Source organism: Tenacibaculum profundicola (assembly GCF_057220795.1).
On the sequence record NZ_CM170137.1, the window covers coordinates 2202501 to 2227668 of the forward strand.

Sequence of the window (25168 nt, forward strand, 5' to 3'; positions counted from 1 at the left end):
TTTCTAAAGGCTATCCTCCTGTACAAGGTAGATTCTATACGCGTTACGCACCCGTTCGCCGGTCGCCATCTTCCCGAAGGAAATGCTGCCCCTCGACTTGCATGTGTTAAGCCTGCCGCTAGCGTTCATCCTGAGCCAGGATCAAACTCTTCATTGTATAATCTTTAATATTATTTATGAATAAGTTTCAAAAGAATTTGTTTCGACCTAGATAAATCTAGATCTTGGTAATTCTACTCTTTAATTACGCTGTCAATTTCAATATTTTCAATGAACTTCGTTAATCTTAATTAATGATCTAAAACCATCTTTTAAACTTAACCTTTTTGTAGAAATGTTAGACTCGAACTAACTGACTTTTTTACTGTTTATCATTCCAAAATTTCTGTGATCGTGTCGCTCTCTGAAAGCGGATGCAAAGATATAAACTCTTTTTATTCTGACAAAACTTTTTTTAAAGTTTTTTTATCCTCCTAAACACCCTAATTCAATGAACTCTTTTGTTAAAACCGGATTGCAAAGATACTCACTTTAAATCGTTATAAACAAGCTTTTTTTTAACTTATTTTTCATCCCTTTCTATACCTTTTAATAACCCGTATTCTAATGAACTTTGCTAATTTTCTAACTTGCGTTTTCCCGTTAGCGGGTGCAAATATAGAACCCTTTTTTAACATACAAAGAACTTTTTTAGTTTATTTCTGTAAATAAAATAACCCCTAACCCAAACACATATAAATCAAAACTTTATTCATGAAAGTTTTTGACATGCATATTCATAAAGGCTATTGTAATACGATTTACAAATAAATATTTCGCATATCTATTATTTCTTTTGTAGCTATTTTTGCGTTATAAAACTTAACCATAGCTTGGCTATGCTAACGTTTTATGCCTTAAACTAACTTAAAGTAATTCAATGCCTATATACGAAATATGTATCTGTAAATCGTATAACTGGTTTTTTAAACAACAAAGTCTATCCTATGAACAACAAGAAATGTTAATACTCTCAAAAATAACTGTAATAAAAGCATTATTATTTTTAGCAAAGCTATTACAAAAATTCACTCTTATATAAGTAGTACCGGTTAATTAGATAACCTAGCGCCACCTATTCTTTATTACCCTACTACTGTTTGACCTTTTTATTTCTATTTGTCGTAAATAATTAAGATCAACAAATGACCACTAATACTGGTGCAATTATTACAATTCCTTTATCAATTTACCTCTCTTTTCAAAGTTTTCAGACCGTACTATATAGAAGTATAGTCCAGAAGGTAGATTATCTACATCTATGGTAAGACGTCCATTAGTAGTATTGTGTACTACATTTCGTACTAGATCTCCCTGTTCATTAAATACCCATGCTTGAAATTCTTTATCTACCATTTCTCCATGAAAATCAAATGTCAATTTCTCTTGAAATGGATTCGGGTAACATTTTAGAGAAACCTTATTATTACTTGTTAATGTTCTTTCCTTACTGCTTTCTCTATTTTTAAAGAAATTTCGCAGGAGTTTATTATTCCTTTTAACCCCTGCAGTTTCTAAAATATCATCTGTAGCTTTTTCACTAATCATATAAATAGGCATCACAATAAAGAATCCTGGGATTTTCGGGAAGACAGAAGCATCTACTACTCTTAAATTTTCAATACCTCGTACTCTAAACTTACTATCAAGCACAGCATAATTATCGGAGTCCTTTCCTATCTTATTGGTACAAGATGCATGATGACCCCAGGCCTCATTTTTAACAAAGTTAGAGATTTTTCTATCCGAATCGATATCCTCTCCCGGCCATATTTCTCCTTTATGATAATCCTTCACAAGAGGATCTTTCATCAAAGACCTTATATTTTTGACTCCATGGACCATGGCTTTCATATCTTCAGAATCAGTATTCCTTCCATTATCAAAATATTTAAAATTAATTCTAGGAGTATCTCTAGGGTTTTTACTCTTTAAAGTGACATTTCCATTATTATTAGTATGACCTTTTAAAATCGCCCAAGTAATAATAGACTTATCCTTTCTTACCTTGTTACTGTACCCAGGGTAATACCCTTTAAAAGAACCTAACAAAGCAAAATTAAAAATATCTGCATTTGGAAGGTTAGGATTGGATTTTATAATATTTCCAGCCAGTGTTCCATTACTAGTATAAGGTCCCGTTCCATTTTGATAAAACTCTTCAAACAATGGATCATTAGGACTAATATTAACACCATCTAATAAATTCTTCTTAAACTTAAAACTTACTCCTACCTCATACCTGTCTTGCAAATTCTTTCCTACCCCTGGCAAATGGTGTACTACTGGAATTCCCTTCCGTTCTAACTCTCTTCTTGGCCCAATACCCGATAATTTTAATAATTGCGGACTATTGAATGCACCTGCGGACAAGACAACCTCTCTCTTAGCCAAAGCAGTTTTCTTTGAAAAACCAGTGCCTTCTTTAAAATTTGGGTCTGCTTCGTACAAACTTTCGCCTTTTAAATATTTCACTCCAATGGCTTTTTTATTTTCCAAAATAATTTTAGAAACTAGCGCATTATCTTCAATAAACAAATTATTTGGATACTCATGGGCAGTCTGTAGCAAGTACTCTCTTACCGCATGTCTTTTCCCTGTCTGTATATTGGTGTTTTGTGGAATTAATATAGCACCTGTACCACCATCTACAAAGTGCTGATTATTAGGGTCAAAAAGATGTTTCTTTGTTATAAAATCTAGTAGATTACCTTTATTATATATTAAGTTCGCCACTAAAATTTTAATTAACATCGGGTCTTGAAATCCAGTACCTATTAAATCTGGATACCTTAAAGGTAGCCAAGCTTCCCTTCCATGGCTTTCTGAATTCGATTCGAAATAGTTTAAATAGAAACTTTTATCTAAAATGTCACGATATTTTTTCATATTTCGTGCACTCCAACTATCGTCTCCTGTCAATTCCGCGATGTAATCGAAATCACTGTCGTGTGGTAAAACGGTGATCATAGCATTATTTATGGTAGATCCTCCAATGGTAGCTCCTCTAGGGTAAAAAATACCTTTCCCTGGCACATACTTAGAATCTTTTTTATTCAGTGCAACGGAAGAATAATGTTTTACAAAATAATGCCAAGAAAAATTTGGGTCTTCCGAACATTTAGCATTGAATGCCGGAACTTCATTTATATAACTAGAGGTGTCTTTTTTCCCTGCCTCTAACACCAAAACTTTGAATCCGTGTCTAGCTAAATTACAGGCCAATGGCCCTCCTCCTGCACCAGATCCAACAATGATATAATCAAATTCATTACTCTTAGAAGAGGCTGCCTCATTTTCAGAAAAAGCTTGTGTTCCTAAAAGTGAAGTTGCTGCAATTGCTGATATTGTTTTTTTAGAAAAATCCCTTCTACTAATTTTATCTTTCATCATAATTAAACGCTTGGGTTTTATATTAATTTTGAGAGTTTTGTAGTAGCAGTTTTACCTATATACCTTTCATTAAATCTGATATGAAAGAAAAAAATGAATCGGTATTGTTCGGTCAATTAGAATTTCCTTGTTCGCTAAAGTATAATTATTTTTTCTTTTTTCCAAAAAAACACAAACATAAAAACCTAATAATCAGTAGTTAAGATTTAATAAGACCGCAAATCGTGTATTAATTTTTAATGTATATACTCATATATCAAGTAATGATAACAACCATTGTTGACGTATTTCTTATATTATTAAAAAGAAAATGCATCAAAACGTTGGGCCTATAGAAGCTAAAAATTGAATTAGTTTAGATAAGTACATGTTGTAAAGCCAATCTGTTGGCAATATTGCTTTATTCACAACCTGTTACCATTTTTTATATCTAATACCATCCACAAATAAAATTACCGTAATAAAACGACTTGTTTTTCTTTCTTCTTCACTAGAAAAAATCATGATTTTCTTTTACAGTAAATTCAAACAATAACTGATATAAACAGTTTTTCTGGGACTTGTTTTATTTCTGATTTTCATTCTTGAGCAACTTGTAGATGGTTTTTAAATTTTAAACTACACAAGAAAAGGGTGAATTTGAATCAAATTCACCCTTTTATATTGTTATACCTACATTTTTTTACTCAAACGCAGCACCACTTGCCGTTACGCTTCTATCTATTTTACGCATTAGCCCCTGTAAAACCTTTCCGGGTCCAACTTCTACAAATTCCATGCCTCCATCAGCAATCATAGCTTGAACACATTGGGTCCATCTCACTGGAGCTGTTAATTGAGACATTAAGTTCTTCTTAATCTCAATAGGCTCCGTTACTGCTTTCCCAATAACATTTTGATATACGGGACAGATAGGTGTATTAAATTTTGTTTCTTCTATTGCTTTTGCTAACTCTTCTCTTGCAGGTTCCATCATCGGTGAATGAAATGCTCCTCCAACTGGTAAAACCAGTGCTCTTTTAGCTCCTTTATCTTTCAATACCTCACAAGCTTTTTTAACCGCCTCCACTTCACCCGATATAACAAGCTGTCCTGGGCAATTGTAATTAGCTGCTACAACAACTCCATCAATCGCTTCACAAACCTCTTCAACCACATGGTCCTCTAATCCGAGAACTGCTGCCATAGTGGATGGTTGAATTTCACAAGCTTTTTGCATAGCTAGCGCCCTTTTAGACACCAACCTCAAACCATCTTCAAAAGACAATACTTGATTTGCTACCAACGCTGATAATTCTCCAAGAGAATGACCAGCTACCATTTCTGGCTTAAAGCTTTCTCCTAAAACTTTCGCCAAAATTACTGAATGTAAAAAAATAGCAGGTTGTGTAACTTTAGTTTGTTTTAATTCTTCAGCTGTTCCTTCAAACATTATATCTGTAATACTGAAGCCTAATATGTCGTTAGCTTTTTCAAATAATTCTTGAGCAATGGGTGATTTTTCATATAAATCTAATCCCATCCCTGTAAATTGCGCTCCTTGTCCTGGAAAAATATACGCTTTCATTTATTTTTTTGTTTATTTGATGGCAAAAATACAATATTTAAAATTACTATATTTAGTTTATGACACCACAACAAAAATCGCAAGCTCAACTTATTTATCTCATTTTAGCCGCCTTATTTATTGCGTCATTGGTTACTTCTAATTTGATCTTTCAAAAATTTTTTTTCTGGCACCCTTTCGACTTAGAAATTTTGAACGTTAAATTATTTGAAATTTCTGTTGGTTTACTTCCGTATCCTATCACCTTTCTAATTACTGATATTTTATCAGAAATTTATGGGAAACGAAAAGCAAACCAAGTGGTTATTACTGGTATTTTTGCGTCGTTCTTTTCATTGGCTATTATTTATGTCTCTAAACAAGTTCCTGCAACTTCTTGGTCGCAAGTAAATGATGGCACATTTATACAAGTTTTCGGTGCTGCACCGCTTGCTGTGCTTGCTTCAATGATGGCCTATTTATTTGCCCAGTTCATTGACATAAGAGTTTATCACTTCTGGAAAAACCTGACGAACGGCAAACACCTTTGGTTACGTAATAATTTTTCAACATTTACTTCTCAATTTATTGATACCTTAACTGTATTATTACTTCTCTGTTTTTTCAATATAATAGACTGGGATAAGTTTTGGGGGTTATTAATTAGTGGTGTTTTGTTTAAAGTAATGATTGCGGCACTTGACACGCCTCTTCTATATTTGTGTGTGTATTTTTTTAGAAGGAAATTCAATTTAAAAGTTGGTGAAGAAATCTCTACCTTTGAATACTAAAAGATCAATATGATTGGTAAACTTTTCTATAGGCTTTTCCGAGAGCAACTTTTAATGTCACATCAAGTATCCGTTTATTTGGGGTTGATAAGTAATCTTATTGCTATTTTTATTATAGGTTACCTTTTATTTAAATTACTGCGTTATTCAGGAAGACAAGTTCTGCATAAAATAGCTTCTAAAACCAAAACATCTTTTGATGATTTATTAATTAAAAACAGGGTGTTTTTGAATGTTACGAGAATTGTAATGCTTATCGTTTTTCATGCTTCATTAAAAGCTGTATTGGAGGATTTTCCTGATTTATTAAAATATACGGAACGAATAACCTCAGTAGCTATTACCTTTTTTATTATTTGGTTTATCAGAACAATATTACTGACTATAAAGGACTTCCTTCGTGAGTTTTCTTCTTTTAAAGACAAACCTCTTGAAAGTTATATTCAAATTTTCATGGTTGTTTTATGGATGATTGCTTTGATTATTTCTTTCTCGTTACTCACTGGAAAATCTCTTATTCGACTCTTAACTGTTTTAGGAGCCTTTTCTGCTGTTTTATTACTCATTTTTAAAGACACCATTTTAGGGTTTGTGGCAAGTATTCAAATATCAATAAATGACACCGTGCGTTTGAATGATTGGATTACTATGGAAAAGTACTCAGCTGACGGAAATGTAATAGAAATAAATCTGGCTTCTGTTATCGTTAAAAATTTTGACAATACGATAACCAGTATTCCCACCTACTCACTAATTTCAGATTCCTTTAAAAACTGGAGGGCTATGAGTAATTCAGGAGGTAGGCGAATTAAACGTTCAATTTTAATAAAAGTGAACTCTGTCAGGTTTTTAAGGAACGATGAAATAAATCAATATAAAAAAATCGCTTTACTTACCAAGTATATTGAAAGTACTCATCATGAAATCGACTCCTATAACACCGCAAATAACATTGATAAATCATTGCTAATAAATGGTAGAAACCTAACTAACATAGGGCTTTTTAGAAAGTATGTAGTTGAATACATCGAACAACACCCTAGTATTAATAAAGGCCTATTGTTTATGACTCGACAACTTGAGCCTACTGCTAATGGTATTCCTATAGAGGTATATGCTTTTAGTAAAGATAAAGTCTGGATAAACTACGAGGGGATTATCGCCGATATTTTTGATCATATACTTGCTAGCATCTCTTATTTTGATTTAGAAATTTTTGAAAACCCTACAGGCAGTGATATCTTAAACTTGAAAAAATATTTGCCTGAATAGCTCTGAACATCGTTCTTTACTCTATTCTTTAAAACAAAAAAAGAGCTCGTAAAAAAGCTCTTTTTCGTTATCTAAGTTATGCTTACTCATGCTATTTAGTGTTTCGCAAGAGTATACTCTTTACTCATTTTTAACTCACTCAGTACCTTTAATGCTTCATCCATATAAATATCTTTTTTAAGATTCTTATACCAAACCAAACGTTTATCTTGAAGAGCTGAGTCTTTCTTAAATAATTCAAGTTCATACTTCGGAGACGTAAAATCTAAGTTCGATTCGAATTTAAAAACTTCTGTGAATTTTTCTCTTTGTTTTGTTTCTTGTTCACTTTCTATTTTATATTCTCCGTAATTTAACGAATATATATTTTTATCTTGATTTTCTTTTAACCATTTGGCGTATTCATTAATCTTTTGGAACCTTTCACTGTTTAAGACTCTTTGTTTACTGTTGTATACCACATTGGAAAAATTACTATATGAATTCTTAGTTTTATAGTTTGCTTGTTTCACTTTATCCCAAGGTAATGCTCCGTCCAAATCCCTTTCGCCATAATCCATATAACTGTATCTTGTAGGTAATGATATATCAGAATAAACTCCTTCAATTTGCGTTGCCCCTCCATTAATTCTGTAAAACTTCTGAATTGTCATTTTCAAAGCTCCCAAATCATTGGGGTATTCTTGATAAAAGCGATTTAAAGGCAATACATTTTGTACGGTTCCTTTTCCATAAGTCTGCTTACCTCCTATAATAACTCCTCGCTTATAATCTTGCATTGCCGCGGCAAATATCTCAGAAGCAGAAGCAGAAATTTCATTTACCATAACCACCAACGGGCCTTTCCATTGTAACTTTTCATTCGTGTCATTTTTAACTAGAGGATCTTCTCCTCTATACTTAACCTGAACTATAGGTCCTTTATCGATAAATAGACCTCCAATTTCAATGGCTGTTTTTAACGACCCTCCTCCATTACTTCGTAAGTCAACAATTAATCCACTTACATTTTCAGCTTTTAATCTTTCAATCTCCTTTTCCATATCTTTTGCGGCATCTCTTCTATTCGGATCGCTGAAGTCAATATAGAATTTAGGTAAATTAATTACCCCATATTTTTTTCCATTTCTTTCTACAATACTAGATTTCACAAAAGTTTCTTCTAACTCTACTATATCCCTTATTATACGAATTACTTTTGTTGAGCCATCTAGCTTTTTCTTCACTGTCAATCGAACTTCAGTTCCTTTATCTCCTTTTATAAGTTTGATTGCGTCATCTATTCGCATCCCTACAATATCTGTTGGTTCTCCATCTGCCTGAGCAACCTTTAATATAACATCTCCTGCCTCTAGCTCACCTTGCTTCCACGCAGGTCCGCCTGAAACCAATTTAACAACATTCGTATACATCCCTTTTTTTATCAAGTGCGCTCCAATTCCTTCAAGCTTCCCTGACATGTCTTGATCAAAACGAGATTTTATTCTAGGTGACATATATGTTGTGTGCGGGTCAAAACCACTTACAACACTATTTAAAAAAACAGAATACCAGTCTGTGTTCTCTAGCTCGTCAATTCGGATATAGAGCTCCTCCATATTTTCAAGGACTTTCTGACGGGCTTCTTCTTCTAATTCACTAAAGCTTTTCTTTTTTATAGATGTATCTTTTTCACTTTCCTCTAATTGCTCATTTTCGGCTTCTTCTATCATTCCTAAAATAGATAGTTTCAAGTCTTTTCTCCAATAATTCACCAATTCATTAGTGTCTTTTGCGAATGGAAGTTCTTCGTAATCAACATTAACAACTTCTTTTTTAGAGTAATCAAAAGGTTCTTTAAGTAGCGTGCTATACCCCTCTTTAGCGGCATCGAGTTTCTCGAGAAACCTTCCATAAACCAATTTATAAAAATCTATGTTAGTATTTCTTAATTGGTCGTCGATTTGATATTTGAATTGTGAGAACTCTTTTAAATCTTCTTGCGTAAAATACTTCCTCCTTGGATCAAGGCCGTCCAGAAAATTGGTATAAACATGCTCTGAAAAATCATCATCCAATTCCTTTTGAATATAATGATATCGGCTTAAGATGTTTTTTAACACATACACAATTATCCTGTCTTTTTCAGGATCTGCCTTTTTGGGATGCACCGTTGAATTTACATTACTTGTAAATAAAACAATGGCTATAAAATGGATAATAAATTTCGTCTTCATAAATCTTCTGTCGGTTTATTCTATATTTAATTACACTATTCGCTAAGCTACTAAATTAATGCCAATATTACTAACACGGTCTTTACTTCTTAATTTTTTATGGAACGCTATACTTAAAAAACTCCTTGTTTTTTCTTAATAAAAAAACTTTTTATTTACTTTTAAAAGTTTGTTTCTAGCTTACTTTTTTCTAACTATTGACATTCAAGAACAATAACCGTCAGCTATTTTCTTTAGGGTGATTATCGTTTATATTTTACCATTTTAAACACCTCTTCTCTACTTCATGTTGGTCGTTTATCCTCGCTTGAAGGTCAAATTGAGAATATCTATGTTATTATTGACAAAAAGGTTGAAATCATAAAAACTGTCAAGTAAACTATTAACTGTAACATACCTTTTCTTTTTGAACACTACAATTTTACGGAATAAACCGATGAATCTATCTTTACAAAATGTTAAAAAAGTATCCGTTTTTTATCTTACATTTGTTGTAAAACAATACACACTATGCAAGAAAGACCCTTAATTTTAGTTACAAATGATGACGGCATTACTGCCCCTGGTATAAGGATGTTGATTGAGATTATGAATAAAATAGGCGATGTTGTAGTAGTTGCCCCAGACAGCCCACAAAGTGGAATGGGTCATGCCATTACAGTAAATAATGTATTACACTGCAATCCGATCACAATAGACGATGGTCCTCAAATTGAATATAGTTGCTCTGGTACTCCTGCAGATTGTGTGAAAATGGCTAAAAATGAGATTTTAAATAGAACTCCTGACTTATGTGTTTCTGGCATAAATCACGGATCGAACTCGTCCATAAATGTCATTTATTCAGGAACAATGAGTGCAGCAGTTGAAGCTGGTATTGAAGGAATTCCGGCTATTGGTTTTTCTTTATTGGATTTTGATTGGCACGCTAATTTTAGATCTGCGAAAAAATTTATTGAAAAAATCACCTTAAATGTGATCTTAAATGGTCTTCCAGAAGGTGTTGTTCTTAATGTTAACATCCCTAAATTAAAAGAGAAAGAGATCAAGGGAATCAGAATTTGTCGCCAAGCTAATGGTTACTGGAAAGAAAATTTCGATAAGCGTAAAAGTCCTTACGGAAAGGAATACTATTGGTTAACAGGAGAGTTTATCAATAAAGACAAAGGACAAGATACTGATATTTGGGCTTTAGAAAATGGTTATATTTCCGTTGTTCCTGTTCAATTTGATATGACCGCACATCACGCAATACAAAAACTGAACACATGGAGCATATAAGAAAGGAAATAGCTATTGGATTTTTAATCTCTTTGTTTGCAACGGTATGTGGTTTTTTTGTTTACCTCCATTATATTTCTCAATCTGATCTTACCACAACACTTAAACAAATTAAAGAAGGGGGCGTTCTTGGAACTGTAATTAGCCTAGCGGCTATACCCAATCTGCTTGTTTTCTTTGTTTTTTTAAAAAAGAAACAAGATTATAGAGCTCGTGGTGTTCTTATTGCAACGATTACGATTGCTCTGCTAACTTTTATTTTAAAGTTTATTTAAAAGATTATTTTTCTTTAGAAAAGACATGAAATATTACATACTAGTAGGTGAAGCTTCAGGCGATTTACATGGTGCCAACCTAATGAAAGAAATACGAAAAGAAGATTCAAATGCGGATATCCGTTTTTGGGGTGGTGATTTGATGCAAAATGTTGGAGGAACCATGGTTGTTCATTATAAAGAAAGAGCCTTCATGGGGTTTATGGAAGTGCTCATGAATCTTAGAAAAATTTTAGGATTTATTTCTTTTTGCAAAAAAGACATTGCACAGTTTAATCCTGATGTAATTGTTTTTATTGACAACTCTGGTTTTAATCTACGGATTGCTAAATGGGCTAAGCAAACTAATTTTAAAACCAATTACTACATCTCTCCACAAATTTGGGCGAGTAGAGCAAACCGAGTAAAGAGCATAAAAAGAGACATTGATCAAATGTTTGTCATTCTTCCTTTTGAAAAGGATTTTTATAAAAAATATGATTACGATGTAACGTTTGTAGGGCACCCTCTCATTGATGGTATTGAAGGAAGAAAACAGGTAAACGAGGAAGATTTTAGAAATGAATTTCAATTAGGGTCAAAAAAGATAATTGCGCTACTTCCTGGTAGTAGAAAGCAAGAGATTACCAAAATGTTATCGGTTATGATCTCGTTAATAGATGATTTTCCAGACTACCAATTTGCTTTAGCTGGAGCTCCCAGTCAATCATTTGAGTTCTATCAAAACTTTATTAAAGAAAAAAACATTCCTTTTATCTCTAATAGAACCTATGATCTACTAAGTATTTCATCAGCGGCGCTAGTTGCTTCTGGCACTGCTACTTTAGAAACTGCTTTGTTTAAAGTTCCTCAGGTTGTCTGTTATAAAGGTAATGCTATATCGTACCAAATAGCTAAACGAATTATTACTTTAGATTACATCTCTTTAGTGAATTTAATTATGAACAGAAAAGTGGTTGCAGAACTAATCCAAAATGATTTTACGAGAAAATCATTAACGAAGGAACTATCCTCTATTTTGGACCCTACCTATCGAGAACAGCTGTTTTTAGATTATTTTGATGTAGAAAAAAAATTGGGAGGAAAAGGAGCTTCACAAAAAACGGCAAGATTGATTGTTAATGGGTTAAAAAACAAATAACACATGATTAAAAAATTACTCTTCTTTTTTCTTTTTTTCGCTTTAATCTATTCTTGCGGTAGTGCTAAAACTGCAACTAATTACAAAAAGACGCATACTTCTTCCTCTAAGAACAAACCTTCTATAGCAGACAAGATAGTTTGGACAGCAGTTACTTATAAGGGAACTCCTTACAAATTTGGCGGAATAAGCAAAAAAGGAATGGATTGTTCTGGTTTAATTTATACTTCTTTTAAGAAGCGTAACATTCCTCTTCCTCGTACGTCCAAATTAATGTACGCGGAAGGTTATTCTATCAATTTAAATAAAGTTAAACGTGGTGATCTATTATTTTTCAAAACTTCGTACAAAAAAGGACGTATAAATCATGTAGGTTTAGTTACCTCTGTAAAAAAAGGAACTATTCGCTTTATTCATGCTACGAGTTCTCGAGGTGTAATAGTAAGCTCATTGCATGAAAAATATTGGAGAAGAGCATTTGTAAAGGCTAAACGAGTGATACATTAATATTGAGTAGTTAGTGAACTCCTTTTTTTTCATTAAAAATTTATTATATTTAAGATTCATAATCAATAGTTTCCTCTAATGAAACGACAAGTGTTTGTATTTCTCTGCTTACTTAGTTTTATCATTTACTGCTATATTAAACCTGATCATATTCCAACCAATATTGAAACAATTGAAATATCTCAATCGGATAAAGTAGTTGCTATCGCAAATTCATTTCTCAATGTTCCTTACAAAGCAGGTGGTACTACGAAAAAAGGAGTTGATTGTTCGGGTTTAATTCAAACTTCGTTTAAAGAAATAGATGTCAATCTTCCGAGATCATCAGCAGCTATGAGTGAATTTGGAGAAGCAATTTCTTGGAAAAACATAAAAATAGGAGATTTACTTTTTTTTAATATCGATCGATTAGAAGGAAACATTAACCACGTAGGCTTAGTAACCAAAATAGCAAAGCCCGATATTTATTTTATTCATTCAACTACTAAAAAAGGAGTTGTTACTAATTCTCTTCAGGAAAATTATTGGGCTACTTCTTTCATAAAAGCAACCAGAGTTATTGAAAGGTGATTTTTATAAAAAAACAACATACTCAAGAACGATATATGACAACATAAAATATGGCTAAATGGTGTTGTTTTGTGTTTATTATCATAATAATCTGAAATGTTGCTTCTCTGATGTTATATACTTACCTCATGAAAAACTATTTATTTACGCTTGTATTTTTATTAAATTTTGTGTCTTGTTCAAATAATTAAACGATGGAATCTCTAGATGAGGGAATCACATTAAGCAATTTAGTTCTTATGCATAAGAATACCATTTATCATTTGAATTTACTGTAAAAGAATAGAATAAAAACTTATATATTACATTATATGTATCAAAAAGAGCCACAATCAAATTTAATTGCAACTCTTTTTTATTACTTTCTTTCAAGAAAAATTAGTTTAACATCTCCCAAAGTTTATCTTTTAACTCCATCAGTCCTGTTTGTGCAACAGACGAAATAAATAACGTTTGAACACCCTCGGGTAATTCTTGTTTGATTTCTTCGATCAGCTCATCGTCTAACATATCACATTTAGAAATAGTTAACAAGCGTTGTTTGTCAAGTAACTCTGGATTATGCTTACGAAGTTCATTTAACAATATTTCGTATTCTTTTTTAATATCATCACTATCTGCCGCGACTAAAAACAACAATACTGAATTACGTTCAATATGACGTAAAAAATAATGGCCCAAACCTTTTCCTTCGGATGCGCCCTCAATAATTCCAGGGATGTCAGCCATTACAAAACTTTTGTGATTCCTGTAGTCAACAATACCTAGATTGGGTTTCAACGTTGTAAAAGCATAATCGGCGATCTTAGGTTTTGCCGCAGTTATTACGGAAAGCAATGTAGATTTACCAGCATTTGGAAACCCTACTAAACCAACATCGGCAAGAACTTTAAGCTCCATACGAAACCATCCTTCTATCCCATCGATACCAGGTTGGGCGTAGCGAGGTGTTTGATTAGTTGACGATTTAAAATGCCAATTTCCTCTTCCTCCTTGACCTCCTTGCAATAAAATAATATCTTGTCCATCATCGGTAACTTCAAACATTACCTCACCAGAATCGGCATCTCTAAAAATAGTACCTAATGGCACATGAATTACTACATCAGCTCCATCACTTCCAGTACTTCTGCTACTTCCTCCATCTCCACCATGATCCGCCTTAAAGTGACGTTTGTACTTTAAATGGAAAAGTGTCCACATATTTTTATCTCCACGAACAATTACGTGTCCACCTCTTCCGCCATCTCCACCATCTGGACCACCTTTAGCTACAAATTTCTCACGATGTAAATGGGCAGATCCTCTTCCTCCTTTACCAGAAGATGCGTATATTTTTATGTAATCGACAAAATTCCCTTCAGTCATTATTCCTTAGTATTTATTCAAAAGACATTAGTTTAGCTACTATCAGGATTACTCCTTCCTAACATCCATAATTTTCTTTATAATTTATCAAAAATATCAGCTAAACGGTCTGTAATATCTGTAATAGAACCGACTCCGTCTACACCAAAATAATTTCCTTTTGCTTGGTAAAAATCTTTTAGCACGGCAGTTTTAGTATTATACTCATTAAAACGATTTCTGATTTTTTCTTCATCTGTATCGTCAGATCTACCACTAGTTTTTCCTCTTTCTAAAATACGTTCCACCAATAAATCTTCTGGTACTTCTAATGCCACCATTCCGTTTATTTGTTCTCCTTTTTCTGCTAAAAATTTATCTAAAGCTTCTGCTTGTGATTGGGTGCGTGGGAAACCATCAAAAATAAATCCTTGAACTTCTGTGTTTTTTTCAACTTCCGCTTTTAACATACTAATTGTCACTTCATCTGGAACTAAATCACCAGCATCCATATATTTTTTTGCTAATAGCCCAAGCTCTGTTCCATTTTTAATATTATACCTAAACACATCTCCTGTAGAAATATGTACCAAATTGTATTTGTCTTTTAAAATAACCGCTTGTGTTCCTTTTCCTGCTCCTGGAGGGCCAAATAATACGATGTTCTTCATGCTAGGTTGTGTTGTTAACTGATAAACAGCTGGCAAATTTCTTCCGTACCCATTGTAATCAAGCCCATAACCTACAATAAAAGCATCATCAATACTTTTACCAATATAATCTATAGGTAATTCCTTTTTGTAAACTTCAGGTTTAAAGAAAAGTGTCGCTATTTTAAGTTCTTTTAATTTTTTAGATTTAAATATTTCGTAAATTTCGTGTAAGGTAGAACCCGTATCAATAATGTCTTCTAAAATAATTACCGTACGGTCCGTTAAGTCTTCATTAATTCCAATTAGCTTCTTTACTTTACCTGTTGAGTTTGTTCCTTCATACGACACTAATTTCACAAAAGAGACCTCACAATCCTTATTAAATTCTCTAATAAAATCGGCTGCGAAAATGAAACTTCCATTTAAAATGCCCACAAAAAATGGAATCTCATTTTTTGGTAAATCATTTTTTACTTGGAGTACCATTTCTTTAACAATACTAGCTATTTCATTTCTAGAAACGAACTCTTTAAAATATAAATCGTGAAGTTTTGTAATACTCATCAGAATGCAAAGATAGTTGCTTGATATTAAATGAAAAAACCGTTTTGAATATGGTTCAAAACGGTCCTATTTTTTTATATGTTTTTTTTACTTCTTCTCTTCTTTTTTGGCTACATCAAACATAATTGGTGTTGCTACAAACAATGAAGAATATGTACCTACAACTACCCCTATTATCAGTGCAAACATGAATCCTTTGATACTATCTCCACCGAAGAAGAAAATTGCCATCATCACTAATAAGGTTGTTAATGATGTATTGATTGTTCTTCCTAATGTACTACTTAATGCTCTATCAACCATATTGGCAGTAAAACTCTTACTATTACTAGCGTACTCTCTAATTCTATCAAAGATTACCACGGTATCATTCAGCGAATACCCTACCACTGTCAATATCGCCGCGATAAATGATTGACCGATTTCCATATCGAATGGCATTATTTTGTACAAGATAGAGAACACTCCAAGTACTACTAACACATCGTGGAATACAGCCACTACTGCACCAATCGAGAACGCCATTTTTCTAAAACGTAATAAGATATACAAGAACACTACAATTAATGATCCGAACACCGCCCAAAAAGCAGCCTGCTTTATATCATCAGCAATTGTTGGATCTACTTTCATGTAGCTCATGATTCCTCCTTGATTGTTAATTTTTTCAAATCCTGGTTTAAAGTTTTCGTAAGACAAGTTTCCTAAATACGGCTTTAATCCTTTATATAGCGTGCTTTGTACTTCTTCATCTACTTCCATGCTTTTGTCATCAATTTTAAACACGGTTGTAATTTTCAATTGATTATCTGCTCCATAGGTTTTTACTTCTGGTGCTGTACCAAATGCATCCTTTAAAGAACCCGCTACTTCATTCGCTTTCACAGTGTCATCAAAACGCACAACATATGATCTTCCTCCCTTAAAATCAACTCCTTGCTTTAACCCTAAAGTAGCCATTGACACCAATCCTATAAGAATTAATGTTCCTGAAACGATGTATGCTAATTTACGTTTCTTTAAAAACTCGATATTAATATTATTAAACCAGTTTTTAGAGATCTCGGTATTGAAGGTTAGATTAGTACCTTTTTTAGCGGCTCCATCTATAAATAAACGAGTAATGAACACTGCTGTAAACAATGATGTTGCAATACCAATCATCAATGTTAATGCAAATCCTTTAATAGGGCCCGTACCAAAAGAATATAAAATCACCCCTGTTAATAAGGTCGTAATATTTGCATCAATAATTGCAGACAATGCCCCTTTAATACTAAATCCTTCATCAACCGCTGTTCCTAGTCCTTTTCCTCCAAATAATCCTTCTTTAATCCTCTCAAAGATGATAACGTTCGCATCTACCGACATACCAATAGTTAAAATGATACCTGCTATACCAGGTAATGTCAATACTGAGTTGAACGAGGCTAAGATTCCGAAAATAAACAAGATGTTTACCAATAGTGCTACATTAGCATATATTCCAGCTTTTCCATAATATAAAATCATCCATGCTAATACTAATAAAATAGCTAAAGCGAATGACCACATACTCGCGTCAATAGATTCTTTTCCTAATGATGGCCCAACTACCTCAGCTTCTATAATTCGTGCAGGCGCAGGTAATTTACCAGCCTTTAATACTGTTGCAATATCTTTAGCTTCATTTACCGTCATATTACCCCCAGAAATCTGAGTACTTCCAGACGTTATAGGCTCGTTAACAGATGGTGCTGTATACACGTAATCATCTAAGACTACGGCAACGAACTTCCCAGAATTTTCTGTCGTCATCTTACCCCATAATTTCGTACCTGATCCATTCATTTGCATATTCACCACTGGTTGATTTGCTCTGGTAGGGTGGAAATCTTGACTAGCATCTGCTATTACATCTCCTTCAATTGGAGCTTCATCATTTCTATTAGATTTTATTGCGTACAACCCTATAATTGCTGATAATTCAGCATCTTCAGGCGTTTCTGCTGTTCTTTCTGGTGTAAAAGGCTTGTAATCCCATAAAAACTTAGCATATCTCAAGTTTTTTGGTAAGAAAGCTCTAATTTCTTTATTTTTAAGTAAACTGTTTACTTTTGCTGTATCGATTACTTTTGCGTATGCAATTGTAGAACTTACCTGCTGCTGATTTGGGCTTAAGTAAGTGAATAACATTTTTTGATCTTCTACTTTGGTAGAATCAGCTGAGTCACCCAATAGATCATCTATACTATCTCCCTTCTTAACAGTATCTTTAGCTTTCTCTGTTTTCTCAGCAGTTTTATCTTTTAATAAGTCAATAGACTTAGCGTTTGCTTGCACGAAAAACTGGATCAACTCAGCGTTGGTAAACACTTCCCAAAACTGCAATTCAGCTGTACTTTCTAATAGTTTTTGTACACGCTCTATATCTTTAGCACCTGGTAACTCAACTTGAATTCTACCAGAATTCCCAATACGTTGAATATTTGGTTGAACCACTCCAAATTTATCTATACGACTACGTAAAACTTCAAACGCCGTATTTATTGATACGTTAATCTCTTCTTGTAAAACTTCTTTTACCTCAGCATTCGTTTTCTTAAAGTCGATTTTTTCACGTAACGCTTTTGTTCCAAAAATAGACGGATCACTTAATTTAACGCTTCCGTTACTCAAACTTTCAAATTGATTCAAGAATAAATCTAAGTAGTTATCTTGACTATCTTTTTGAGCCTCGTCTGCTTTTGTTAAAGCTTCATTAAAAACTGGGTTTTTAGAGTCACTTGACAACCCAATTAAGATATCTTTTACAGACACTTGTAAAATTGCATTGATACCCCCTTTTAAATCTAAACCAAGGTTCATTTCTTTATCCCTGATGTCATTATAAGTGAATTTCGCAATCCCTAAATTTACTACTTCTTTGTTAGCTACACTATCTAAGTATTTTTTTTCGAACTTAGCTATTGCTCTACCACTATTATCCTTGACATTCTTTTTAGCGTACTCTTTAGCACTGTCTTCCACTTTATTAGCGAAAAATGTAAATGATAACTGGTATAAACTTACTAATCCAAAAAGAATAGCAAATAATTTAATAAGACCTTTGTTTTGCATCTTTTATAATTTAAATCGACTTTTTTTAAAACGTGCAAATATAGTATTTCAAAAAAGATTTGACAATTCTTTTGCTATATTTATGCTAATAGTAACGAATTAGCAAATATTCACCAAAGAATTACTATGATATATTACTTATATTTACCTGAATATTTAAACATTTCAAACAACTTAAAAATCTAAAATACTAAAATGACAAATTCTCCTACAGTGCATTTAACAGACATAGAAATTGCACAGGCAAAAAAGTTGCAGCACATTAAGCATATTGCTCAAAAACTAAATGTAAAGGAAGATGACTTGGAGATGTATGGGAAATACAAGTCCAAATTACCGTTGTGCTTGATTAACGACGAAAAAATAAAACAGAATAACCTGATTTTAGTTACTGCTTTAACACCTACCCCTGCAGGAGAAGGCAAAACCACAGTTTCTATCGGTTTAACAGAAGGTTTAAACAAAATAGGAAAACAAGCAACAGTTGTTTTAAGAGAACCTTCTTTAGGACCTGTTTTTGGCATTAAAGGAGGCGCCGCAGGTGGTGGATATTCTCAGGTGGTTCCTATGGAAGACATCAATTTACATTTTACAGGAGACTTTAATGCTATTGAAAAGGCTAATAATTTATTATCTGCTTTAATAGACAATAACCTACATAGTAAAGACAACTTAAATATTGATCCAAGAACAATTCTTTGGAAACGCGTTATTGACATGAACGATCGATCTCTACGTCATATCACAATTGGTTTAGGAGGTACAGCGAACGGGATACCTCGTGAAGATGGTTTCAATATAACACCTGCATCGGAGGTCATGGCTATTTTATGTATGGCCACCTCTTTAGACGATTTAAAAGAGCGTTTAGGGAACATTTTTATCGGCTTCACTTTTGATAAAAACCCTGTCTTTGCTCGCGATTTGAAAGCGCAAGACGCCATGGCAATTTTACTTAAAGACGCTATTAAACCCAATTTAGTGCAAACTTTAGAAGAAAATCCGGCCATTATACACGGTGGTCCGTTTGCCAATATTGCTCAAGGAACTAATACAATTATCGCTACAAAAATGGGCTTATCCTTATCCAACTACGTAGTTACAGAGGCTGGATTTGGAGCTGATTTAGGGGCTGAGAAATTTTTAAATATAAAATCGGCATATGCTGGTTTCAATCCTAAATGTGTAGTTCTAGTAGCTACCATCAGAGCATTACGTCATCATGGAGGTTCTGTCAAAGAAGCTTACAATACACCAAATTTAGATTTTGTTCAAAAAGGATTTAAAAATCTTGAAAAACACATCGAAAACATCCGTAAGTATAATATTGAACCAGTCGTAGCTATTAATTCTTTTATTTCTGATTCCGAAGAAGAGGTGAACTATGTGATAAGTGCCTGCGCTGCCATGGGAGTTCAGGCGATTGTATCAGAAGGATGGAAGAAAGGAGGAGAAGGAACCAGAAACTTAGCCGAAGCTGTTGTCGATATCGTAGAAAACAAATCCACTCAATACAAACCTTTGTACGACTGGAATAGCCCCGTAAAAGAAAAGATAGAAACTATTGCCAAAGAAATTTATGGTGCAAAGAATGTAGAGTATAGCAAAAAAGCTCAGTTAAACCTAAAAAGAATTGATCGACTCGGTTTTAGCAACTTCGCTATTTGTATGGCAAAAACTCAAAAATCTTTCTCTGATAACGAGGCACTTAGAGGAAGACCGGAAGGCTTTACTGTTACAGTTCGTGAGATAGAAATTGCTGCTGGAGCACAATTCATTATTCCTATTTTAGGAAAAATGATGCGAATGCCAGGGCTTCCATCCACCCCTGCTTCGACAGGCATGAAAATAGATAACAATGGGAAAATTTCTGGACTATCCTAAATCTTAAAAAGAAGTAAAAAGAGAAGCTGTCGTGAATTTTAAAATTCACGACAGCTTCTCTTTTTATACTACAAAAGTATTTTTGTTCTTAACTTATCAACTGTTTTTCACGATCAATTTAACCACCAATCCTTCATTCGATCGTATATTAAATACGGTTTCATCATCGAAAATTAAATATTGTCCTTTTACGCCAACTAACTTTCCTTCATAGTGTTCTTGTTTTATTAAATTCAGGCTCTTTGGTTTTTGTGGATATTTATGAACTGGAAAAGTTATCTTAGTTTCGTTATTATGATCAATGAAATACTCCTGAGCTTCCAAAGGAATAAAAGAGCGTAATTTTTCTCTCCAAGACACTAAACTTTCATCTTCAACATCATTTCTAAGCATTTTTCGCCAATTTGTTTTATCAGCAACATGCTCTTTTAAAGCAACCTCCGTAATTCCTGCCAAATACCTATTCGGAACTTCAACTATTTCAATAGCTTCAAAGGCTCCTTGATCTATCCAACGAGTAGGAATTTGATTTTTTCTTGTAACACCTACTTTTACATTGCTAGAATTTGCTAGATAAACGATATGAGGCTGCAACTGTACTTTCTTTTCATATTCTAAATCTCTATCTTCAATTCCTAAATGCGCCTTACTTAATTCTGGTCTCATTATCCAATCACCAGCACTCGCTGTCTCAAAAAAACAGCTTTTACAAAAACCTTGACGATAAATTTCCTTTTCTAATCCGCAATGCAAACACTCATAAGTTACAAAATGAAATACTAGTGTTTTACCCAGCAACTGATTCAGGTTTAAAAAATCACTTTTCATATCTAAATAATACTGTACTGTATCCAAGTTTTCAGTTGACATTTTTTTTAACACTCCTTGATATTGCATGTCCTAAATTTTATTATTTTTAGCTAAAATTTTTGTTTTTCATTTTTAATATAAAAAAGTACAGAAGATGTATTTCCCAAAAGTAAAAGATAATAAAAAACAAAGTACAAACTTAAAAAAATATATGCCTTTCCCATTTATAAATTCACTCATTTCTTGGTTTTTAAAAAAACGAAAACATCAAGTTGAACTTTTTCTTAAATATCCTGTTGACGTTCAAAATGAATTGTTAGTTAAACTACTATCAATAGCCAAAAATACTGAAGTTGGTAGGACATATGATTTTTCATCAATGCACTCTTACAAAGAATTCGCCAAAAGAGTTCCTATACGGAAATATGAAAGTATTGAACCTCTAATTGAACGCTGTAGAAAGGGAGAGCAAAATATTTTTTGGCCTTCACATATACGTTGGTTTGCGAAATCAAGTGGTACCACTAACGCTAAGAGTAAATTTATCCCGGTAAGTGATGAAGCTATTGAAAATTGCCATATGAAGGCTGGAAAAGACATGCTGTGTCTTTACATCAACAACAATGAAGACGCGAAACTATTTACTGGAAAAGGGCTGCGACTAGGAGGAAGTGCCGCTGTTTATGAAGATAACAACTCTTACTTTGGCGATTTATCAGCCATTATTATTGAAAACATGCCTTTTTGGGCAGATTTTAGTTCAGCTCCAAAACAAGAGGTAGCTCTTATGAGTGAATGGGAAGCTAAAATGGAAGCTATTATCGATGAAACCATTAATGAAAATATTACTAGTTTAGTGGGGGTTCCTTCCTGGATGCTTGTGCTTTTAAACCGTGTACTGGAAAAAACAGGGGCAAACAATATTCTTGACGTATGGCCTAATTTAGAAGTTTATTTCCATGGAGGGGTAAACTTTAACCCCTATAAAGAGCAGTATAAAAAGTTAATTCCCAAGAAAGACTTTAAATATTACGAAAGCTATAACGCATCAGAAGGCTTTTTTGCTATTCAAGATAAAAATAATTCTGACGAACTTCTATTAATGTTAGACTACGGTATATTTTATGAGTTTATTCCAATGAGAGAATATAACGGAGAAAATTCAACGGCTATTCCTCTCTCAGAAGTACAAAAAAACGTAAACTACGCAATGGTAATTTCTTCCAATGGCGGTTTATGGCGCTATTTAATAGGCGACACTGTTAAATTTACATCTACACATCCTTACCGTATAAAAATCACCGGACGTACTAAACACCATATCAACGTTTTTGGTGAAGAACTAATCATTGAAAATGCCGAAGAAGCGTTAAAAATAGCTTGTGATAAAACCGATAGCACTATCAAAGACTATACGGTAGGGCCTGTTTTTATGGATAGTAAGGCTCAAGGATCTCATGAATGGATTATTGAATTCGGAAAATCGCCGAAGAATATATCATTCTTTACTGAACTCTTAGACAACTCTTTAAAAACTTGTAACTCCGACTATGAAGCCAAACGTTATAATAATATGACGTTGTCTATGCCGAAAATACATCAAGCCCGTGAAGGTTTATTTTATGATTGGCTAAAAACAAAAGGTAAATTAGGTGGACAACATAAAGTACCTCGTTTATCAAATAAGCGCGATTTTATTGATGAATTGCTCAAACTATAGAGCTCCAGATAATTCTTTATCGAATTAAACATAAAAAACAACGGTCGTATTAAAGGGTTGAACAAACAACAGAAATGGTATAAAAATCCAGATTTATTTTAATGCGATCTTGTACAACCTGCCTTTCTCAAAAACTAAAACATCAGCCGTTCTTAACCACTATTTTTATGGGTAATTTGTATTGGGTCTTAACTGGAATTCCTCTTTTAATAGCAGGGTTAATTATAGGTAGTTCTTCAACTGTTACTTTGATTAGACTATCCAAATGAACCAGTTCTTGCAACACCAAAGAAGAGCCTTTAATATCCTTTAATTCTGTTTTTCCTTGAGCATTGATAACCAAATACACGAAAATAGTTTCCTCTATATCCTTCTCAACAATGAAATCAACTTCCCCTAATGACTTTGCTATTTGCTTTTGCATTTCACTTCTAAAACAATTAGTTCTTGCTTTACCAATTAAAGAATCACATGGAGCAAAGGAAGGAGAAGCATCTACCTTGGCAAAATCTATAACAGTATCAAGAACCTCTAGTGATTTTTTCGGTTTGGTAGAAACAAAGTCACAAGATGTAGTCACGAGCAACAAAAAAGGAAAAACGGCATTATAAACTCTCATCTCATTGATTTAGAGATGAAATATAAAGAATTATTAGGTTAGAAAAAAGTCATCTATAAAAATACGGATAACTTCTCCAAATTAATTTACCAAATATGTAGTAGAAAACATATCCTATCCTAGAACAACTTAAACGCTTCGTTAAGTTTTTAGGTTTCGTAATGGTTATGCAATGCTAAAACTAAGCTACTCTAAAATCAGTCCCTTTTGAAAATAAAACTTTTTAATTTCCTTTAACCGTCTTTTGACCTGTTGTGTTACCATGGAATCTTTCTCGCTAAATCTATCGATATAATTTTTATAATGCTTGTAAGCAATCTTTTTATCTTTAAAATAATTTTCTGACAAGGTTGCCAATTGATACAAGGCTCTGTGGTTTTTATAATTTTCTTTTACTGCGTTGCTATAAGCTCCTAGTGCTTTTTTTTGCATCTGTAACTTTTCATAGACTCGTGCCAGTTGATAGTACTCTGTATCTCTCGATTCTTTTCCTATAATTGTAGCCAATTGATAGTTTAGGCTTGCACCTTTATAATCTTCTTCTTCAAAGGCTATATCACCAAAATAGGTATATACTTTATAATCCGATCTATCCAAGTTTCGAGCTTCTTTAAAATATTTTTTAGCACTTTCATAGTCTTTAAGTTGAAAATAACTACGCCCTAACATTTTTTTTGTATACTTTTTATGAGGTTCTAATGAATCTATTCTTTTTAGCAATTGAATTGCCATTTTATAATTGCTACTGATATAGAGCTTATTAATTTTTAGTTTATTTAGTTCAATATGGTTTGGATTTAACAACAGTCCTTTTTCTACAAATATACTTGCAGAGTCCTGATCTCTTAAAAGAGTAAAGGCTCTTGCCAAACGCTCTATTGCTTTTATATGTGTTCTATTTTTATCATAGGCTTTTAGAAAGCTGTTTATTTTAAGGTTTCTTTCTTTCAATAGCTTGTATGCTATTCCTTGGTAATAATAATAGTTGGCATTTGAACTATCTTTTACTGCCAGTTGTTTAAAAACCTGCAATGCCTTACCCCCCTTTTTGGCATGCAGATACAATTTCCCTAATTCATATGCTATGAGTAAGTTTTCAGCATCCTTTTTATAAAGCTCCTCAAAAACCGTAATTGCTTTATTTAGTTTTTTCCTCTTCTTATACAATCTTCCTAGTTTAATTCTAGTACTATATTCACCCTTAAAGGATAACGCTTTTTCATAAAACACCACCGCTAATTTTGTATGATCAATGGTTTCATAAATGGCTGCTATTCGTTTACACGACTCCCATGTTTCAGGCATCTTTTTTAGTTCCTGAAGTGCCTTTTTATACCTTCCTTTACTGAAAGATTGATCAATAAATTCAAAAGTGGAAGTTTGTGCATCAACTTTTACAAAGCCAATAACTAACATAGCAATTAAGATATTCTTTTTCATG

18 protein-coding genes and 1 rRNA gene (1 of these 19 running past the window's edge) are annotated in these 25168 nt (G+C 33.1%); 9 read left to right on the plus strand and 10 right to left on the minus strand.

The genetic code is table 11. From position 1 onward, the window contains the following. From AC2TDS_RS09440 to fabD, 3 genes are all read right to left on the minus strand, one after another. Positions 1–157: ribosomal RNA gene (locus AC2TDS_RS09440) — 16S ribosomal RNA — on the minus strand; it reaches 1362 nt to the left of the window's first position. Between the two features lie 1052 nt (positions 158–1209). Continuing rightward, entirely contained in the window at positions 1210–3432 is a 2223-nt protein-coding gene (locus tag AC2TDS_RS09445; RefSeq protein WP_484738835.1) for a GMC oxidoreductase, read from the minus strand. Between the two features lie 682 nt (positions 3433–4114). Further along, positions 4115–4999 (minus strand): ACP S-malonyltransferase, encoded by an 885-nt coding sequence (gene fabD / locus AC2TDS_RS09450; RefSeq protein ID WP_484738836.1) that lies wholly within the window; start codon positions 4997–4999, stop codon positions 4115–4117. Positions 5000–5058: 59 nt separating this feature from the next. Here fabD and AC2TDS_RS09455 point away from each other — a divergent pair, with 59 nt between their 5' ends. Together AC2TDS_RS09455 and AC2TDS_RS09460 are read left to right on the plus strand one after the other, a co-directional pair. Next, a complete protein-coding gene (locus tag AC2TDS_RS09455) occupies positions 5059–5769 on the plus strand; it encodes a queuosine precursor transporter (protein ID WP_484738837.1) in 711 nt (236 codons plus the stop codon). A 9-nt stretch (positions 5770–5778) separates the two neighbouring features. Next, the gene (locus tag AC2TDS_RS09460) at positions 5779–7041 is read left to right on the plus strand and encodes a mechanosensitive ion channel family protein (RefSeq protein WP_484738838.1); all 1263 of its coding nucleotides are present in this window, start codon (positions 5779–5781) and stop codon (positions 7039–7041) included. Between the two features lie 95 nt (positions 7042–7136). On the opposite strand, the gene AC2TDS_RS09465 is transcribed toward AC2TDS_RS09460, so the two are convergent. Beyond that, a complete protein-coding gene (locus tag AC2TDS_RS09465; RefSeq protein WP_484738839.1) occupies positions 7137–9257 on the minus strand; it encodes a carboxy terminal-processing peptidase in 2121 nt (706 codons plus the stop codon). 510 nt (positions 9258–9767) lie between these two features. On the opposite strand from AC2TDS_RS09465, the gene surE reads away from it, so the two are divergent. The 5 genes from surE (at position 9768) to AC2TDS_RS09490 (ending at position 13031) form a co-directional block, all read left to right on the plus strand. Beyond that, complete coding sequence (gene surE, locus AC2TDS_RS09470) at positions 9768–10538, plus strand: 5'/3'-nucleotidase SurE (RefSeq protein ID WP_484738840.1); 771 nt, start codon at positions 9768–9770, stop codon at positions 10536–10538. Continuing rightward, positions 10526–10813 (plus strand): hypothetical protein, encoded by a 288-nt coding sequence (locus AC2TDS_RS09475; protein ID WP_484738841.1) that lies wholly within the window; start codon positions 10526–10528, stop codon positions 10811–10813. The genes surE and AC2TDS_RS09475 overlap by 13 nt, the downstream gene beginning before the upstream one ends. Before the next feature lie 25 nt (positions 10814–10838). Beyond that, positions 10839–11954, plus strand: coding sequence for a lipid-A-disaccharide synthase (gene lpxB, locus AC2TDS_RS09480; RefSeq protein WP_484738842.1), 1116 nt, complete (start codon positions 10839–10841; stop codon positions 11952–11954). Between the two features lie 3 nt (positions 11955–11957). Then, positions 11958–12461, plus strand: coding sequence for a C40 family peptidase (locus tag AC2TDS_RS09485; RefSeq protein WP_484738843.1), 504 nt, complete (start codon positions 11958–11960; stop codon positions 12459–12461). Between the two features lie 78 nt (positions 12462–12539). Next, positions 12540–13031 carry a C40 family peptidase gene (locus AC2TDS_RS09490; RefSeq protein WP_484738844.1) on the plus strand — a complete coding sequence of 164 codons (492 nt, stop codon included), beginning with the start codon at positions 12540–12542 and terminating at the stop codon, positions 13029–13031. A gap of 378 nt (positions 13032–13409) precedes the next feature. On the opposite strand, the gene obgE is transcribed toward AC2TDS_RS09490, so the two are convergent. The 3 genes from obgE to secDF form a co-directional block, all read right to left on the minus strand. Then, positions 13410–14399 (minus strand): GTPase ObgE, encoded by a 990-nt coding sequence (obgE, locus tag AC2TDS_RS09495; RefSeq protein ID WP_484738845.1) that lies wholly within the window; start codon positions 14397–14399, stop codon positions 13410–13412. Between the two features lie 77 nt (positions 14400–14476). Further along, a complete protein-coding gene (locus tag AC2TDS_RS09500) occupies positions 14477–15595 on the minus strand; it encodes an adenylate kinase (protein ID WP_484738846.1) in 1119 nt (372 codons plus the stop codon). 87 nt (positions 15596–15682) lie between these two features. Further along, on the minus strand, positions 15683–18694 hold the full coding sequence (gene secDF / locus AC2TDS_RS09505) for a protein translocase subunit SecDF (RefSeq protein ID WP_484738847.1): 3012 nt from the start codon (positions 18692–18694) through the stop codon (positions 15683–15685). A gap of 195 nt (positions 18695–18889) precedes the next feature. Here secDF and AC2TDS_RS09510 point away from each other — a divergent pair, with 195 nt between their 5' ends. Beyond that, positions 18890–20578, plus strand: a complete 1689-nt coding sequence (locus AC2TDS_RS09510) for a formate--tetrahydrofolate ligase (protein ID WP_484738848.1) — start codon at positions 18890–18892, stop codon at positions 20576–20578. 96 nt (positions 20579–20674) lie between these two features. Here AC2TDS_RS09510 and AC2TDS_RS09515 read toward each other — a convergent pair whose 3' ends face one another. Beyond that, on the minus strand, positions 20675–21475 hold the full coding sequence (locus AC2TDS_RS09515) for a DUF2797 domain-containing protein (protein ID WP_484738849.1): 801 nt from the start codon (positions 21473–21475) through the stop codon (positions 20675–20677). Positions 21476–21599: 124 nt separating this feature from the next. Between AC2TDS_RS09515 and AC2TDS_RS09520 the strand changes: the two genes are divergently transcribed. Continuing rightward, on the plus strand, positions 21600–23108 hold the full coding sequence (locus tag AC2TDS_RS09520; protein WP_484738931.1) for a GH3 auxin-responsive promoter family protein: 1509 nt from the start codon (positions 21600–21602) through the stop codon (positions 23106–23108). Positions 23109–23250: 142 nt separating this feature from the next. Here AC2TDS_RS09520 and AC2TDS_RS09525 read toward each other — a convergent pair whose 3' ends face one another. Continuing rightward, the gene (locus tag AC2TDS_RS09525) at positions 23251–23727 is read right to left on the minus strand and encodes a hypothetical protein (protein ID WP_484738850.1); all 477 of its coding nucleotides are present in this window, start codon (positions 23725–23727) and stop codon (positions 23251–23253) included. A 186-nt stretch (positions 23728–23913) separates the two neighbouring features. After that, positions 23914–25167 (minus strand): tetratricopeptide repeat protein, encoded by a 1254-nt coding sequence (locus tag AC2TDS_RS09530; RefSeq protein WP_484738851.1) that lies wholly within the window; start codon positions 25165–25167, stop codon positions 23914–23916. Between the last annotated feature and the right edge of the window lies 1 nt (position 25168).

Excerpts from the sequence above, each read along its gene's own strand:
- AC2TDS_RS09445 (WP_484738835.1), bottom strand. The coding sequence starts at position 3,432 with ATGATGAAAGATAAAATTAGTAGAAGGGATTTTTCTAAAAAAACAATA.
- fabD (WP_484738836.1), bottom strand. The coding sequence starts at position 4,999 with ATGAAAGCGTATATTTTTCCAGGACAAGGAGCGCAATTTACAGGGATG.
- AC2TDS_RS09455 (WP_484738837.1), top strand. The coding sequence starts at position 5,059 with ATGACACCACAACAAAAATCGCAAGCTCAACTTATTTATCTCATTTTA.
- AC2TDS_RS09460 (WP_484738838.1), top strand. The coding sequence starts at position 5,779 with ATGATTGGTAAACTTTTCTATAGGCTTTTCCGAGAGCAACTTTTAATG.
- AC2TDS_RS09465 (WP_484738839.1), bottom strand. The coding sequence starts at position 9,257 with ATGAAGACGAAATTTATTATCCATTTTATAGCCATTGTTTTATTTACA.
- surE (WP_484738840.1), top strand. The coding sequence starts at position 9,768 with ATGCAAGAAAGACCCTTAATTTTAGTTACAAATGATGACGGCATTACT.
- AC2TDS_RS09475 (WP_484738841.1), top strand. The coding sequence starts at position 10,526 with ATGGAGCATATAAGAAAGGAAATAGCTATTGGATTTTTAATCTCTTTG.
- lpxB (WP_484738842.1), top strand. The coding sequence starts at position 10,839 with ATGAAATATTACATACTAGTAGGTGAAGCTTCAGGCGATTTACATGGT.
- AC2TDS_RS09485 (WP_484738843.1), top strand. The coding sequence starts at position 11,958 with ATGATTAAAAAATTACTCTTCTTTTTTCTTTTTTTCGCTTTAATCTAT.
- AC2TDS_RS09490 (WP_484738844.1), top strand. The coding sequence starts at position 12,540 with ATGAAACGACAAGTGTTTGTATTTCTCTGCTTACTTAGTTTTATCATT.
- obgE (WP_484738845.1), bottom strand. The coding sequence starts at position 14,399 with ATGACTGAAGGGAATTTTGTCGATTACATAAAAATATACGCATCTTCT.
- AC2TDS_RS09500 (WP_484738846.1), bottom strand. The coding sequence starts at position 15,595 with ATGAGTATTACAAAACTTCACGATTTATATTTTAAAGAGTTCGTTTCT.
- secDF (WP_484738847.1), bottom strand. The coding sequence starts at position 18,694 with ATGCAAAACAAAGGTCTTATTAAATTATTTGCTATTCTTTTTGGATTA.
- AC2TDS_RS09510 (WP_484738848.1), top strand. The coding sequence starts at position 18,890 with ATGACAAATTCTCCTACAGTGCATTTAACAGACATAGAAATTGCACAG.
- AC2TDS_RS09515 (WP_484738849.1), bottom strand. The coding sequence starts at position 21,475 with ATGCAATATCAAGGAGTGTTAAAAAAAATGTCAACTGAAAACTTGGAT.
- AC2TDS_RS09520 (WP_484738931.1), top strand. The coding sequence starts at position 21,600 with ATGCCTTTCCCATTTATAAATTCACTCATTTCTTGGTTTTTAAAAAAA.
- AC2TDS_RS09525 (WP_484738850.1), bottom strand. The coding sequence starts at position 23,727 with ATGAGAGTTTATAATGCCGTTTTTCCTTTTTTGTTGCTCGTGACTACA.
- AC2TDS_RS09530 (WP_484738851.1), bottom strand. The coding sequence starts at position 25,167 with ATGAAAAAGAATATCTTAATTGCTATGTTAGTTATTGGCTTTGTAAAA.